This is a genomic window from Mycoplasmopsis bovigenitalium, assembly GCF_002356075.1.
In the GTDB taxonomy this organism is placed as follows: Bacteria; Bacillota_I; Bacilli_A; order Mycoplasmatales; family Metamycoplasmataceae; genus Mycoplasmopsis; species Mycoplasmopsis bovigenitalium_A.
This window is the reverse complement of the sequence record NZ_AP017902.1, coordinates 714,632-730,787: the sequence shown is the minus strand read 5'-3', so window position 1 is coordinate 730,787 and position 16,156 is coordinate 714,632. Positions and strand designations below refer to the sequence as shown.

The following is a 16,156-nucleotide window of genomic DNA, read 5'->3' as shown; positions in this document are numbered from 1 at the left end:
ATAAAAATAATCTACATAAATATGCAGACTATTGTTCAAATATTTTTGTTTCTGATAATGAAGCATCAAGTTCTTCTGTTTTATCAAGATTAATTGGGGCTGTATTACTAATTTCGATTTCAAAACGATAGTGATTTTGTTTTTTTGTTGGACTTAAAATTGCTTTAAATGACACACCCTCAAATTCAAAGCGATCATTTTTGTGAATGTAGTCAATATTTTGTTTAAATTTAAATCATTCACCAAGTTCCATATTTCTTTCTTTTTCAGTAATTTCAAGATCAAGATTCATTCGTTTTAATAAATCTTTCATAATTACATAGTTACTTGCCTCAAATAATTCAAGACTGATTTCAAAAATGTCTTCAACTTCTTCATCATCATATTCATCATATATTTCACCAACAACCTCTTCAATAATATCTTCAATTGTAATAATGCCAATAACATTTGTTGAAGAGTTATTATTTTTAACAAAAGCCATTTGTGAACGATGTTTACGCAAGGTTTCTAATGCGATAGCAAGCGAACTGTTTGCGCTTATTGAAGGAATCGTTTTTAGGTATTTAATTATTTTGCCTTTTTCAAGGAAAAATATATCTTTAAGTAGGACGATTCCTAAAAATTGTCCGTCTTTTTCAACAGGAAGTCTTGAATAGTTTGTTTCTTTAAACATTGCTAATGCTTCTTGAATATTAGCATTGTAAGGAAGATAATATAGGTCTTTTATTTTAGTGTAATGCTTACGAACTTTTGTTGTGTCAAGGTCTAGCGCATTTTGCGCCATGATGCTTTCATTAGCTTCCAAGACACCCTCATTATGCGCAACATCAAGCAAGTTTTTTACATCTTGTTCTGTGTTGGTTATATAAATATTTTTACTCATTTTGCCTAAAACTCAAATGATTGGGAAAAATATTCAGTATAGAAATTCAACTGGATAACAAAATGCTTTTGCTACTTGAACAGGGCGAGCTTTTGCAATTAATTTTGGCACTATTTCACCTAATAGAACAATGATTGGGGTTAGAACTGCCGTTGAAATAATCGCTGAATAATCTTTGTAATTTTCCGATAAATGTTTAGACATTAAATAAGATATAGCTGCTGATAAACCAATATTTGCAATGTTGTTGCAAATAAGAATTAAAGCCAAAATTCTATTGAAAAAACCGTATTGTTTTTTAATCAATTTTGATCCGAATTCTTTGTTATCAACAATCGATTCAATTTTTCCAGGGTTAAGAGTTGAATAAGCGGTTTCAATACTTGAAAACATTGAACTACAAAAAAGTAAAAATACTAAAATAAGTAACGTAACAACGAATAAGGCAGTGTTAAATTGTGTCGCATGTAAATTTTGCTCCATTATATACCTCCTTTCGTCTCAGAAGGTGTGTAAAATTGTAGGTTAGTAAACTTAGCAGTATGAGGTAAAAATCTTAGTGTAATTTTTCCAGTTTCTCCACCACGGTGTTTAGCTAAAATCAATTCAGTTTCTTCGCCTATTTCGCGAGCATCAAAATCTTTGTCTTTAATTTCTTTGTTTTTTGAGTTGTAGTAATTTTCACGATATAAAAACATTACAATATCGGCATCGTTTTCGATGGAACCAGATTCACGCAGGTCAGCTAAATTTGGGCGTTTATCATCTCTTAATTCGGTTTGTCTATTCAATTGGGATAACACAATTACTGGTACATTTAATTCAAGTGCAAGGGTTTTTAGGCTACGTGAAATTCGAGTAATTTCCATTTGGCGGTTTTCGCCGCCGCCTTTTTTTGTTGCAGAAACAAGTTGCATATAGTCAACAACAATTAAATCAAGCGGATTAATATTGTGCAATCTACGACATTTTCATAGTAGTGTTTGCAATTCATTTTCATAGGTATTATCAATAAAAAGATTCATTTTATCAATTTTATTTATTTTGTATGAATGAATACGCGCAAGATCTTCATCAGTTAAAAGCTGTGGTTTTTTAAGTTTAAATTGGTCCACGCCTGAAATCATTGAGTAAATTCTGCCCATCAATTGGCGAGGTGACATTTCAAGACTGAAGAAGGCAACGCGGTGATTTGAATTGGTTTTTTTATTGATATTAGATGAAACATTAACAGCAATATTAAGTGCTAAAGCAGTTTTACCAATTCCTGGACGAGCTGCAATAATTATCATTTCTGAGCCATGCAAACCTTGAGTTATTTTATCTAAATCATCAAAACCAGTTGAAAGACCACTAATAGAATTTAAATCTGTGTTTTTTAAAGTTACTAAGTGTGTTAAATAGTCATCAGAAACAGATTTTGTGCTTAAAAAATCCTCGCCAGACTTTGCTCTATCAATCTCATTTAAAAGTTGTTGGATTTCTAAAATTACGTCTTCAGGGTTTATCGAAGAATGATTTGCATTTAGTTTTGATTGCAAATCTTTAATTTTTGACTCAATTTTACGCAAACGAGTTAAACGAATTAATTCTTCTAGATAAGTTTGAATACTGCTAGGAAAACCAGTAGCAGCATAAATTGTGGCTAAAAAATATGAATTAATTTCATTGATTTTTTCCCGTGTTGCATGATTTAGAATTTGGTCATTATTGATGCTGATATTGTTGTCATATAAATGTGATAAAAGTTTGAACAAAAGCTTGTTCTCGTATACAAAAAAGTCCTCTTCGAGTAGATAAGGAATTATACTGTCGGCATATGAGTTATTTGAAAGCACAATACCAAGCAATGATTTTTCGTATTGTTCATTTTTAAATTCAGTTGAGCTAATGGATCTACTTGACATTAACCTTTACCTCAACTTTAAGCTGTGCAATAATGTCTTTGTAAATAATAATTTCAACTTCGTGAATACCATTTGAAACAATGTGTACTTTTTGAACTGAATATTTGTCAAGTTTATAACCTTTTTTGACTAAATCCTTGTTGATGTCTTTTGTAGAAATTGATTTATGAACAATTAAATTACCTCTAGCATCAATTAATGCATCTAAAATGTAAGTTAATTTTTCTTTTTCAATTTTTTCTTTAAGCTCAAGTGCTTGAGCCCTTAATTCCATTTCGTTTGAGGTCATTTCACTCAAACGTTTTTCAAGTTGATATTTAGTTTTTTCATTATATGGTACACCATAGCCTTTTGCTACTAAAAAGTTTGCTCCATAACCTGCTGAAACTTCAATTATGGTGTTAGCTTTTCCATCTTTGCAATCTTTTAATAAGATTATTTTCATTATTTTACCCCCACAATAGCTTGTTTTATGTTGCTGATAAATGTTTCTAAATCATCAGTTGACACAGCAGCTGCGCTAGCAAAACTTCCGCCGCCGCCAACATTTTCACAAATAATTTGTACGTTAGTATCAATTCCCCGAGCAGATAATTTGTATTTATTACCTTTTTCTTGTTTTGCAACAACAAAACTTGCTTTCCGGCCATCAATTCTTAAAATTTCCTCGGCAGTTATTGAAATTAAGTCATCAGACATCGGCATCTCTGAATATGTTAAAAAGAATCCTTCTTTAACCTCTTCAATATTTTCAAGCATTTTTGCAACTTTCTTTTGAGTTTCCGCGTCAATTTTCAATGAATTTGCCGCAGCTGTTGCATTAGCACCGTGAATTTCTAGCCATGATGCAGCTTCAAATGTTTTTGAAGTTGCGTGTTTTTGAAATTGTAAAGTATCAAGACAAATTCCATTTAATAACATTTGAGCAGTTATTAAATCAATATTAATTCTCTTGCTTGTAAACATCAACATTTCAGTAACTAATTCTGATGCTGATGAAGCTGAAGTTGAAATAATTCTATTTTCCCTTGGTGCAAAATCAATTGATAATTTCATTCGATGATGATCAACAATAAAAATATTATTTGCTTTTACACGTGTGATTGCATCTGGATTATCAGTTCGCGATGGATGAGCATTGTCAGTGAAAAAGACAATTGTTTTTTCATCTGATAATTGGTTTGCTTGATGAGGTTTTATAAAACGTGATTTGACAACTTCCCAATATTGCGAAAGTGCTTTTTTTGTTGTTTCATCCTGAGTAGATGAACAAATATAAACATCTTTATTGAATGATTTAGCAAGTGCGTAAATCCCCATTGCAGAACCGATTGCGTCAAGATCAGCCATTGCATGTCCATATATAATAACTTTTTCAATTGTTGGATTTGATAATGTCATTTCAACATGTGATGTAAAGTTTTTAATTCTAGTTCTGTCAACATTTGGCATTATTTCAGCACTTGAACCAAAATAAATTGGTTGACTGAATGGCGACATAACAACCACTTGGTCTCCACCTCTTCTTTGCGCCTGTAATAAACCAGTTCTAGCCATTTCTGTTTTTGTTTTTAATTCATTTATCCCGTAAGCAAATCCAACAGAAACAGAAACTATTATGTTATTTGAATCAGTTTTAAGCACATTATGAAGTTTGTCAAAAAAATCAAATTTAACTTTAATCATCTCATCAAGAGATTTTTTGTTCATAAATACAATAAATTTACCATTTGAGTTATATTGACGATAAATTAAATTGTATTTTTCACGAAGACTATCAAGAACAGCAATGATACTTTTGTTCATATTAAACATTTGGTCTTCCGACAAAATTGATTGATATAAATTAAAGTTATCAATTTCTAGTTCGCCAACAACAATTAACTCATCTTCATACAAAGTAATTGTGTTTTTTTCAATAGTTACATCGCGAATAACTAAGTAATTTTGGATTTCAAAAATTCCAACTTTATAATGATAGTCATTGTGAGATAAGTTGTATTCACGACGTTTCGTCTCTAAATCCATACCAATTGATATTAAAAAATCATTCAATTTTTTGCCAATTAAATTTTTACCAAAACGAGTACGAATAAATTCACTTACGTAAATTATGTCGCCTTGATTATCATGGATTATTACCCCGGTTTGATTGTAATCCATAATTTCGTCAACAAACTTATTGTATGTTGATTTAATTTTAATTTGGCGCTCATGATAATGTTTTAATAAAACAAAACCTGAGAGACTAATCATTATCATGCTCAATATTAAAGCAGCAATCATTAACGAAATTCAAACAATATTTTTCTCAATATAAATGATAGCTAATGATTCAAAAAACACAAAGGCGCCAATAATTAATGAAAGAATTGTAAGTATCAATGTTGATTTATTTTTTTTCATATTTTTAATTATATATTAAATATAATATTTAGATTTTAATGGCCTAAATATTTTTTAAGGTATCGAGCAGTATGACTTTCTTTATTTGAAATAATTTGCTCGGGTGTTCCACTTGCAACAATGTTACCCCCGCCTAAACCGCCTTCAGGGCCTAAATCAATAATGTAATCTGCACACTTAATAACATCTAAATTATGCTCAATAACAACAACTGTATCACCATTATCAACGATTTTATTTAGCACACTTAATAATTTATTAACATCGTGTGGGTGCAGACCAGTAGTTGGTTCATCAAGAACGTAAATTGTTTTTCCAGTTGGTTTTTTCTGTAAATATGTTGCTAATTTAACACGTTGTGCTTCACCACCAGATAAGGTTGTTGAAGATTGCCCTAATTTTACGTATCCAAGCCCAATTGATTGAATTACGGCTAATTTATCTCTAATTTTTGGTCAATTTTTAAAGAATTCGTGAGCTTCATCAATACTCATTTCTAAAATGTCAGAAATATTTTTTCCCTTGTATTTAATTTCTCTTGTTTCCAATGTATAACGTGTGCCATCACACTCGTCACAGTTAACATAAACATCAGGAAGAAAATGCATTTCAATTTTAATTAAGCCATCTCCAGAACACTTTTCACAACGACCGCCAGGAACATTGAAACTAAAATTAGATTTAGTATATCCTCTTGCTTGTGCTTCAGTTGTGCTTGCAAACAATTCTCTTATATCGTCAAAAACTGAAATATGAGTAGCAGGTGTCGAGCGAGGTGTTCTACCGATTGGACTTTGAGTTATTTGTACAATTTTATCAACAGCCTGAATATTTTTTATTGAAGAAAACTTGCCAATTTTTGCTGTGGATTTATTGACAACTCTTTGAATTCCTTTTACTAAAATTTCGTTAACAAGAGTACTTTTGCCAGAGCCTGAAACTCCTGTAACCGCAATAAATTTACCAAGAGGGAATTTAACATCAATATTTTTTAAATTATTTTCTTTAGCGCCAATAATTGTTACTACTTGGCCATTTCCACTTCTTCTAAATTTAGGAGTTTCGATTTTTAACTTGCCGCTTAAATATTGACCTGTCAATGAATTTGATTCATTTTCAATATCATTTATGCTGCCTTTTGCAACAATATGACCACCATTATTACCGGCTTCTGGTCCTATGTCAACGATGTAATCTGCTGCTTTGATTGTATCTTCATCATGTTCAACAACAATTAATGTATTGCCAATATCAACCATATTTTTTAGTGTTGAAATAAGTCTTTCGTTATCTCTTTGATGTAGGCCGATTGAGGGTTCATCAAGAACGTATAAAACACCAGTTAAATTTGAGCCAACTTGTGTTGCTAGTTTAATTCTTTGACTTTCTCCACCTGATAAAGTTTCAGCGCTCCTATTAATGCTAAGATAATTTAAGCCTACATTTTTTAAAAATGTTAATCTATTTATTAATTCAGTCAAAATTAAAGATGAAACAAATGTTTGTGTTTCGTCCAATTTTACGTTTTCAATTGTATTTAAGGCTTCTTCAACACTTAACCTTGCGTAATCATCAATATTTTTACCATCAATTTTTACTGCTAGAGCATACTTATTCAAACGTGAGTAATTGCATTTTGTACAAGGGAAAGAACCCATATATTTTTTTAATCAATCTCGAATTACTTCAGAACTTGTTTCCATGAACTTGCGTTCAACAATATCTAAAATGCCTTCTATTCTTTTATTTCTACGGGTTTTATTGCCAGAAGATGAAACTAAAACGTATTCAATTTCTTCTTTTGAACCATGTTTTATTATTTTTAACTCTTCATTTGTAAGGTCTTCTATTGGGGTGTTTTTATTGATATTGTAATGATTTAATAAAACTTCAAACTCTTGTCATTCAAGATTTTGAGTGTTAACAGTATTTTCGAAAATTTTAATACCACCAGCAGAAATACTTCTTCAAGGCTCAGGGACTAATGCATCAAAACTCGCTTTTAAATCTACTCCTAAACCCTTGCAATGTTCACAGGCTCCGGAAGGAGAATTGAAAGAAAACAAGCGAGGTTCAATACGAGGCATTTCAAAATCTTTGAAAGCGCAAGAGTGTAATTTGGAAAAAATTTTAACTTCACCTTCAATTGTTTCGATTTTTATTTGACCTTTTCCATACTCAGCAGCAACAGAAATAGCTTCAGCAATTCTTGCCCTATTTTCTTCATCAACAACAACTCTATCAACAACAATATCAATTGTGTGCTTAATATTCTTATCCAATTTAATTTCAGTATCCAACGCCAAAATATCACCGTCAATTTTTAGCCGCAAAAACCCTTCTTTTCTTAACTTTTCAATTAAATTTGCATGTGTTCCTTTTTCAGAATCGATAACTGGCGACAAAATAATAATTTTTGAGTTAGGCTCCAATGAATAAATTGAATCTAAAATATCTTTATTTGTTTGCGATTTGATTTCAATGTTGTGTTTAGGACAAAATGGTTTGCCAGCCCGAGCAAAAAACAAACGTAAGTAGTCATAGATTTCTGTTACAGTACCCACTGTTGAACGAGGGTTATTATGTGTTGTTTTTTGCTCGATTGCAATTGAGGGACTAAGTCCTTCAATTGAATCGACATCTGGTTTATTTGTTCCACCCAAAAATTGACGTGCATAGTTACTTAATGAATCAACATAACGTCTACGCCCCTCTTCATAAATTGTATTGAAAGCAAGACTCGATTTTCCCGACCCAGAAAGACCAGTAAAAACTATTAATTTATTTTTAGGTAATGTTAGCGAAACATTTTCTAAATTATTTTCTCTAGCGCCTTTAATTATGATTTGATCTTTTGCCATATATCTCCTAATTTTTCTCTAATTCAATGATAATATCACGCAGTTCAATTGCTTTTTCATAGTCTAAATTTTTTGCCGATTCATTCATTTTTTGTTTTAATTCGTCAATTAGTTGCTGTTTTGCTTTCTTTGAATTTACCTTTGCTCTATTATCGGATAAAAAGAAACTTATTTGTTCGTCTTTTGCATCATCAAGTAAGGAATCTGGAATCTCTTTAATGATTGTTTTGGGTACAATATTGTGTTTTAAGTTGTATTCAATTTGTAATTTTCTTTTGAACTCATTGTCCTTAATAGTTTCTAGCATACTTTTAGAAATTTTATTAGCATAGAAAATTACTCTGCCATTAGCATTACGTGCGGCACGACCTGAAATTTGAATTAATGACTTAGTATCCCTTAAAAAACCATCTTTATCTGCATCAAGAACCATAATTAAACTAACTTCTGGAAGGTCTATTCCCTCTCTTAAAAGATTAATCCCAATAACAGTGTCATAAACACCCTTGCGCAATTTTAAAAGAATACGATTTCGCTCAAAAGTATTGTGTTCTGAATGTATAAAAGCAATTTTTTCGTTTTTTTCAAGAAAATATCTTGTTAATTCTTCGGCCAATCTTTTTGTAGATGTCAAAATTAGTGTGCGTTCATTACGTTGTTTTTGTTTTTGTAATTCGTCATAAATATCTTCAACTTGATTTTCACTTGGTCTTGCCTCAATAACTGGGTCTAATAAACCAGTTGGTCGAACAAATAAACGAGTAATAACGCCATATGTTTTGTCTAATTCATACTCTTCAGGAGTGGCTGAAATAAAAATAGTTTGAAAATCGTAAGCGTTCTCAAATTCATCAAAACGTAGTGGTCGATTATCAAGTGCAGATGGTAATCTAAAACCATATTCTACAAGAGTTTCCTTGCGATGTCTATCACCTAAATACATTGCTTTAAGTTGAGGAATCATCATGTGTGATTCATCAATTATAAGCAATGGATTTTTGCCTTTAAAGTAGTCAAAAAGAGTAAAAGGTCTCTCTCCCTCTTGTCTACGATCAAAATATCTTGCATAATTTTCAATTCCGCTACAAACCCCAAACTCACTCAATGAGTCAATGTCTTTAAGGGTACGTTCTTCAATTCTTTGTGCTTCAAGTAGTTTATTATTTTTAGAAAAAAATTCAATTCTTTGTTGCAATTCTTTTTCAATGTTTTTTACCACTTCTTTTGTTAATTCAGTGCTTACGGTATAGGCATCACCCGGGAATATTTGATATTTTTTATAAACATCAAAAACATTTTTTGTTATTGGATCACAAGTAGATATTTTTTCAATTTCATCACCTCAAAAATCAACTCTTATCAAGAATTCAGAACTATGTGCTGGCCTAATATACACAACATCGCCCTTTGAACTAAATGTCCCTAATTCTAAATCTGTTTCATTACGCTTATAATTTTTTTTGACCAATTCTTTAAGAAAATCGTTTCTTTTGTAAATATCGCCAACTTGTATATAAAAAATTTGTTCACTATATTCTGTTGGATTTAGTGCTCCATATATTGCCGAAACAGAAGCTACAACAATTGTGTTTTTATTAGTTATTATTGAATTGTATGTTGACATTCGCATTGCTTCAATTTCTTTATTTGTTTGCGAGTTTTTTTCAATAAAGGAGTCAGATGATGGAATATAAGCTTCAGGGCGATAATAATCAAAATAAGAGACAAAATATTCAACATTATTTTCAGGGAAAAACCCTTTTAATTCACTATAAAGCTGACTAGCAAGAGTTTTATTGTGAGATAAAACTAAAACTGGACGGTCAAAATTAGCAATAACATTTGCTATTGTAAAAGTTTTTCCCGAGCCAGTAACACCTTTTAAAACTTGGTATTTTTCACCATTTTTAATGTTATTAACAAGTTCTTTTATTGCGTGTGGTTGGTCACCTGCTGGTTGGTATTTTGAAACTAATTTATATCCTGACATATTATCCTTATTATTTAATTATAAATGGAATATTTAAATAAAAAATCAATAAAAAAAGCCAATAAAATGGCCATTATTTCTTCTTAGCTTTGTTACTTATACTGTCTCTAACTTGACCAGTTTTGCGGTGAATAAGTACTGATCCATTACGTTTTTTTGTAAGATCATTAGCATAATCAATTGCTTCTTTTTGAGTATCAAATAATTTTGTTGGTCTAGTGTTGCCAACCCCTTTAACTTGTCATTTTCCGTTGTATGGAGTAACGTGATAAACTGTTGCTATTTTTTCTGTCATAATTGCTCCTTTTTATTAAGTAATTTAATTATATAAGTTTAATAAAAAATTAAATTAAAGATTGTTCAAACTATTGTTGTTTGCTTTTTTTATTGATGTTGTTTTTGATTTTCTTGTTTTTCTATCTTTAACATCCGCAGTATAAACATGCCCATCAACTTTTTTAACATCAATTACTGTCACGAAGGCATTTTCATCTATTTTGTGGGCCAAATCTAGTAAAAATGCAGTATCAATGAATAAACAATTTGTAATTAAGACTTCTTGAGATTTTTTCGAGTAACCACCTCTTGCATTTAAAAGCGTGGTCACAAATGCTTTACCCTTGGCATTTTGAATTTCTTGTTGAATTTCATTGATTTTTGAAGACATTATTTCAACACGAACCATTGTAAATTTAGGGAAAAATGTATTCAATGCAATGCCATTCACAACAATCATCATAACACCAGCAATAAAAGTTGGACTAAAAAATGTTCGCATTGCCCAAGCTAATTTTCTGTTGTCTTGTGTTTTTAATAATTCAAACGATGCAGGAATATAAGTACCAAAAATATTTGAAAATAATAAACAAATTAAGTGGAGAATTAAAAACACCGTACCTAAATCCTTGAATTTTTTTCTTGCTAAATAAACTGCATAAATATCAAAACCAGCTGATGATGATTCAGTTATGAGTAATATTGCATTGAAAATTGCCTGTAAAATTCCAAAAATTATTGCATAAAAGAAAATTGATAACTGTTGAAAATTACCATGTTCTCAAAGAACAATGTTAACTTCTTTTAAAACATTAATATTGTTTTCTAAAATCACAGTATTTGGGTCGGAAAAAATGAATAAATTTTCCGAACCAGGAATACTAGCGCACACAAAACCAGTTATAGTTGTTGAAATCATATAAACTAAATTCAGCAGCGCAAAACGCTTTGTTATTTTGTAGTATGCAAAAATAAATAAGGGTATATTGCCCGCAAAGTTAAAAATTCAGAATATAGCATCAAAAAGAACATCGTTCTTGTTTCAAATTCGAACAAAACGCGCAATTCCTTGGCCAATTGCGCCAATTCCTAGTGAATAAATACCAGTATTTTGTAAAAAAGTAAACTCAACTACACCAAATAAAATTCCAACAATAATTGAAGACAAAATTTGTCATTTTAACTTAGTAATTCTGTATAAACTAGAAAAATGCAAAAATGATTGTTTTACTCGATTTTTTTTAATTTCTATTTCTCTTGATTGAGTATACTGTTGTTTATTCATAAATTTTATTATATTAAAATGTTTGCAAAGTAAAAATGTTTTTGCTTTGCATATTATATATTTAGTTTAAAATTAAATATACCAATCAAGGAGACTTATGAATGATAATTTAAGAAAATATCTAGCTAATTTTCCAAATGATGAGGGATATTTTGGTGAATATGGTGGGATATATTTACCAGAAGAATTAGTTGGTGTATTCAAGAAACTTGCACAACAATACAAAGAAGTGTGCAATAGCCAATCTTATTTAGATGAGTTATCAAAAATTAGAAAAGAATTTCAAGGTAGACCAACTCCAGTTTATTATTGCGAAAACTTATCTAAAAAATTTGGTAAAGCGCGTATTCATGTTAAGCGCGAAGACTTAAATGAAGGCGGCGCTCACAAAACGAATCACTGTTTGGCTGAGGCTTTATTTGCTAAAATCATTGGTAAAACAAAACTTATTGCAGAAACTGGTGCTGGTAGCCATGGTTCTGCTGTTGCAATGGCAGCTGCGCATTTTGGTTTAGAATGTGAAATACATATGGGTGCAGTTGATATTGAAAAACAAAAGCCAAACGTTGAAAAAATGAAGATTTTAGGAGCAAAAGTTATTCCAGCAACTCACGGTGCTCAAACACTTAAAGAAGCTGTGGACTCAGCATTCGAATCATATGCAAAACAACACGAGACTGCACTTTATGCAATAGGTAGTGTTGTTGGCCCTCACCCATTCCCATTAATGGTTAGAAATTTCCAAAAAATAATTGGTGAAGAAACAAAAGCTCAATTTTTTGAAAAATACAATAAAGACCCAGAATATGTTGTGGCTTGTGTTGGCGGTGGTTCAAATGCTATTGGCTCATTTACTGCATTTTTATATTCAGACACAAAACTTGTTGGAGTTGAGCCTTTAGGAAAAGGATCAAAAAAAGGAGAGCACGCTGCAACTTTAACCTATGGAAAACTTGGCATTTTGCATGGTTTTAAATCAATTTTATTGGCAGATGAAAAAGGAAATCCTGATGAAGTCCATTCAATTGCCTCTGGATTAGATTACCAAGGTGTAGGCCCTGAACATTCATATCTTAAAGAAAATAATCTTGCCCAATATGTTGCTGTCACAGATAAAGAAGCATTAGAAGCATTTTTAATGATTGCGAGAACTGAAGGTATCATTCCAGCTCTTGAATCATCGCACGCTATTGCGCAAGGTATTAAATTAGCAAAAGAAAATTCTGACAAAGAAATTGATATTGTTGTTACATTATCAGGACGTGGCGATAAAGATCTTGCATACATTCTAGAAAATTGCCAAGACGAAATTGCTGAATTCAATAAGTTATATGCTGATATGGTATAATTTCACAAATAAAATAAAAGGAGAAATATGCAAAACCCAACAAACAAACAACTGGCTAAAATATTTACAATTCTATACATTGTTGTAGCTTGACTAGCAATCCTTCCGTTAATTATTGGTGTTCTAACATTGAAAAAAATAGAACAAGAAATGTCAAAAGATGACAAGTTATTGTACGGTATTCTAAATATTGTATTTGGTAACTTAATATCAGGTGTTTGCCTTCTTTTAGATGAGAAAAAATAATTTATAATCCTCAAAATCACTCAGTCACGAGTGATTTTAATTTTGCGGATTAATTCATTTTGCAATTCATTAGGTAAATTTAATAAAGAGCAAAATAAAAAACACGCAATTGTGTTTTTCAAGCTTAATAAATTACTAATTTCTAGTTTCAGTAAATTTACTTTTGTATTTTTTAGCATTTTCAACGAATTCAATAACTTCCTCGTCTGTTGCTAAAACAAAATGTTTATCAGCAACTTGATGTCATTTTGGCTGGTTATTCTCATCATAGTCATGAACTGTTGTAGAATAAACTTTGCCTACAAGTGAACCTTTTTCAGCTTCGATAGAAGGCACGGCATCAAGTAGAGACTGTGTGTATGGGTGATGTGGGTTATGAATCACTGATTTAGTTGGTCCAACTTCCAATAAAGTTCCTTTATTTATAACAGCAATTCTGTCCGAAATATATTCAACCATTCTTAAGTCGTGAGCAATAAAAATAATTGTAAGGTTGTATTTTTCTTTTAATTCCTTAAAAATATTAATAACCTGTGCTTGAATTGAAACGTCAAGCGCACTAATTGGTTCATCAGCTATTAAAATTTGTGGTTGTAATACAACTGCTCTACAAATTCCAAGACGTTGTTGTTGCCCACCTGAAAATTCAAGGGGATAACGATTCAGAACAGTTTCATCCAATCCAACTTGGTGAAGAATATCTATAATTAATTTACGTTTACATTGTTTTTCATTTAGATTTTGTTCTTGGTCTCTAAATTTACGTCTTTCAATTATAAATGAATTGATTTCGTCAAATTTTTCTTTACGAATTTTATCTTTTAGTTTTAATAAATTATTACCTTCAACCTCGTAAACAAAATTGTAAAGAGTTTGCTCGGTATCTCAATTTTCTCTTAAAGAATCTCAAGGATTTTTGCTTAAAACTAAATTAGGGTTTATCATTTCAAGTTTCTTGTTTAACTCTAAATAGGTTTCAATATCAATATTTGTTAAATAAATATATTTAGAATTTTTAATATTGGTTAAACCTTCTCCAACAACTGTTTCAACATTTTTAAATGGGTTTAAACTATTTGTAGGGTCTTGGAAAATCATCTGAACTTTATTTACCATGAAATTAATAATTTCACGACCTTTTTTAGTTCATTTATTAATTTTTTCTCTATTTTTAGGAATTATAGTGTCAATAATTTTGATTTGGCCAAAACTATGAGGTGTTAGACCAATTATTGCCTTACCAGCAGTGGTTTTACCTGAACCAGACTCACCAACAAGCCCTAAAACTTCTCCTTGATAAATATTTAAGTTTAAATCCTTTAATGCGTAAAATGTTTTTGCACCATAACCATATGTTACGTCCATATTTCTAATTTGAACAATAGGTTCTTTGTCTTCGCAATTTAACATTTCATCTGTTCCAGGACGAATTTTACGATAGATTTTTTTACCAAAACGAGCGTGTTCAACATAATATTTATTGTTCATCATGTGTCTCCTCGTCTAGTTTAATTTGTTGCTCTTTTTTAATTTGATTTACTTGCTCATTATATGAATTAATTTTTACTAAATCATTCATATATGATTGATTTTCAACAAAAATGTCTTTACCGTGAATAGCGTTAAGTCTATTAAAATATCTTTTTCACAGATTTTGAATAATTTTAGGTGGTTCATAATATGGAGCATTTTCATCTAACAGACTTGATTTGACAATGTGCGTTGATGAAACCATATAGAAATCAGATTCTTCTTCTAAATCTTTATTTAAAGCATAATCGTTTCTTACAGCAAAAGCATCGCCACTGATATTATTTAGAGAAGAAGGCACTGAACCACGAATAACATTAAGTCGTTCATCGTTATTGTAGTCTGGCATTGAAGAAATAAGACCTCATGTATAAGGGTGTTGAGGGTGCATTAAGATTTCTTCTCTGGTACCTGATTCAATAATTTGACCAGCATACATAATGTTTATAAATTCAGAAATTGAGGCAACAACACCTAAATCGTGAGTGATAAAGGCGATTGCAATGTTAAATTTTTGTTGTAATTCACGAATAATATCAAGAACTAGCGCTTGAACTGTAGGGTCAAGCGCAGTGGTTGGCTCATCCATTACTAAAATTTTAGGTTTTAGACTAACAATCGCAGCGATAGCAATACGTTGAATCATACCACCTGAAAGCTCGTGTGGGTATAATTTCATTACATTTTCTGGATTGTTTATTTTTGCTAATTTTAGGTATTTTATAGCTTCATTAATAGCTTCTTTTTTAGTTTTAACAATGCCATTAATTAGCATTCCTTCAACTATTTGATTACCAACTTTCATTGTTGGGTCAAGAATTGACATTGGGTTTTGGAAAACTGCTGAAACAATCCGACCTCTTAGGCGTGATTTTTCTCAGTTGTATAAATTGTAATTATGAACTTCCAAACCATATAGTTTCACAGAACCTGATTCAATTATTGAATTATTTCCTGTCAATCCATAAAGTAGCGATGTTAAAACTGATTTACCCGAACCTGATTCGCCAATAATTGCAGTAATTTTACCTTCATAAATTTTTAAACTCGGTCCACGTAAAACTAAGTTTTTTTCTTTAGGGTCAGCAGGGTTTTTGAATGTTAAATAAATATCTTCAATTTCAGCAGCTACTTTTAAGTCTTCTCCTAAAACATGGTCAATTTGTGCAGAATCAATGTATTTTTGAATATCAATATTTGATTCTTGTTTTCTTTTTCAATTGAAAATACGTTTAATTGAGTAAAAAACGTTTTTTCAGTAATCTTTAATATTTCTTCAAATTGATTTATTTTGTTCTTTGCGGACTTCCAATAAATTTAGTGGGTGGGGTTTAGCAAGTTTTTTAATTACCTGTGGATAAAGTTTTGTGTAAGGGGCTGCGTTTAAATTTTCACCAGTTTTTAGCGTTGTTTGCATAAAT

General features: G+C 30.8%; 12 protein-coding genes. 2 read left to right on the top strand and 10 right to left on the bottom strand.

Features of this window, described 5'->3' with window-relative positions:
- Positions 1–28 precede the first annotated feature (28 nt).
- From MBVG596_RS03145 to MBVG596_RS03110, 8 genes are all read right to left on the bottom strand, one after another.
- Positions 29–1,369 (bottom strand): CNNM domain-containing protein, encoded by a 1,341-nt coding sequence (locus MBVG596_RS03145; protein WP_096387100.1) that lies wholly within the window; start codon positions 1,367–1,369, stop codon positions 29–31.
- Positions 1,369–2,793 (bottom strand): replicative DNA helicase, encoded by a 1,425-nt coding sequence (locus MBVG596_RS03140; protein ID WP_096387097.1) that lies wholly within the window; start codon positions 2,791–2,793, stop codon positions 1,369–1,371. The genes MBVG596_RS03145 and MBVG596_RS03140 overlap by 1 nt, the downstream gene beginning before the upstream one ends.
- Positions 2,783–3,238, bottom strand: coding sequence for a 50S ribosomal protein L9 (gene rplI, locus MBVG596_RS03135; protein WP_096387095.1), 456 nt, complete (start codon positions 3,236–3,238; stop codon positions 2,783–2,785). Before rplI ends, MBVG596_RS03140 begins: the two co-directional genes overlap by 11 nt.
- Positions 3,238–5,199 carry a DHH family phosphoesterase gene (locus MBVG596_RS03130; protein WP_096387092.1) on the bottom strand — a complete coding sequence of 654 codons (1,962 nt, stop codon included), beginning with the start codon at positions 5,197–5,199 and terminating at the stop codon, positions 3,238–3,240. The genes rplI and MBVG596_RS03130 overlap by 1 nt, the downstream gene beginning before the upstream one ends.
- A gap of 35 nt (positions 5,200–5,234) precedes the next feature.
- Positions 5,235–8,060, bottom strand: coding sequence for an excinuclease ABC subunit UvrA (uvrA, locus tag MBVG596_RS03125; protein WP_096387089.1), 2,826 nt, complete (start codon positions 8,058–8,060; stop codon positions 5,235–5,237).
- 7 nt (positions 8,061–8,067) lie between these two features.
- The gene (gene uvrB / locus MBVG596_RS03120) at positions 8,068–10,050 is read right to left on the bottom strand and encodes an excinuclease ABC subunit UvrB (RefSeq protein WP_096387086.1); all 1,983 of its coding nucleotides are present in this window, start codon (positions 10,048–10,050) and stop codon (positions 8,068–8,070) included.
- A gap of 73 nt (positions 10,051–10,123) precedes the next feature.
- Positions 10,124–10,345, bottom strand: coding sequence for a DUF2188 domain-containing protein (locus MBVG596_RS03115; RefSeq protein ID WP_096387083.1), 222 nt, complete (start codon positions 10,343–10,345; stop codon positions 10,124–10,126).
- 54 nt (positions 10,346–10,399) lie between these two features.
- Complete coding sequence (locus tag MBVG596_RS03110) at positions 10,400–11,611, bottom strand: DUF2179 domain-containing protein (RefSeq protein ID WP_096387080.1); 1,212 nt, start codon at positions 11,609–11,611, stop codon at positions 10,400–10,402.
- Positions 11,612–11,708: 97 nt separating this feature from the next.
- On the opposite strand from MBVG596_RS03110, the gene trpB reads away from it, so the two are divergent.
- Together trpB and MBVG596_RS03100 are read left to right on the top strand one after the other, a co-directional pair.
- Entirely contained in the window at positions 11,709–12,959 is a 1,251-nt protein-coding gene (trpB, locus tag MBVG596_RS03105) for a tryptophan synthase subunit beta (protein WP_096387077.1), read from the top strand.
- 27 nt (positions 12,960–12,986) lie between these two features.
- The gene (locus MBVG596_RS03100) at positions 12,987–13,205 is read left to right on the top strand and encodes a hypothetical protein (RefSeq protein WP_096387074.1); all 219 of its coding nucleotides are present in this window, start codon (positions 12,987–12,989) and stop codon (positions 13,203–13,205) included.
- A 135-nt stretch (positions 13,206–13,340) separates the two neighbouring features.
- On the opposite strand, the gene MBVG596_RS03095 is transcribed toward MBVG596_RS03100, so the two are convergent.
- Both MBVG596_RS03095 and MBVG596_RS03090 read right to left on the bottom strand, forming a co-directional pair.
- Positions 13,341–14,693 carry an ABC transporter ATP-binding protein gene (locus MBVG596_RS03095; protein ID WP_096387421.1) on the bottom strand — a complete coding sequence of 451 codons (1,353 nt, stop codon included), beginning with the start codon at positions 14,691–14,693 and terminating at the stop codon, positions 13,341–13,343.
- The gene (locus MBVG596_RS03090) at positions 14,683–16,152 is read right to left on the bottom strand and encodes an ABC transporter ATP-binding protein (RefSeq protein ID WP_096387415.1); all 1,470 of its coding nucleotides are present in this window, start codon (positions 16,150–16,152) and stop codon (positions 14,683–14,685) included. Before MBVG596_RS03090 ends, MBVG596_RS03095 begins: the two co-directional genes overlap by 11 nt.
- Positions 16,153–16,156 lie beyond the last annotated feature (4 nt).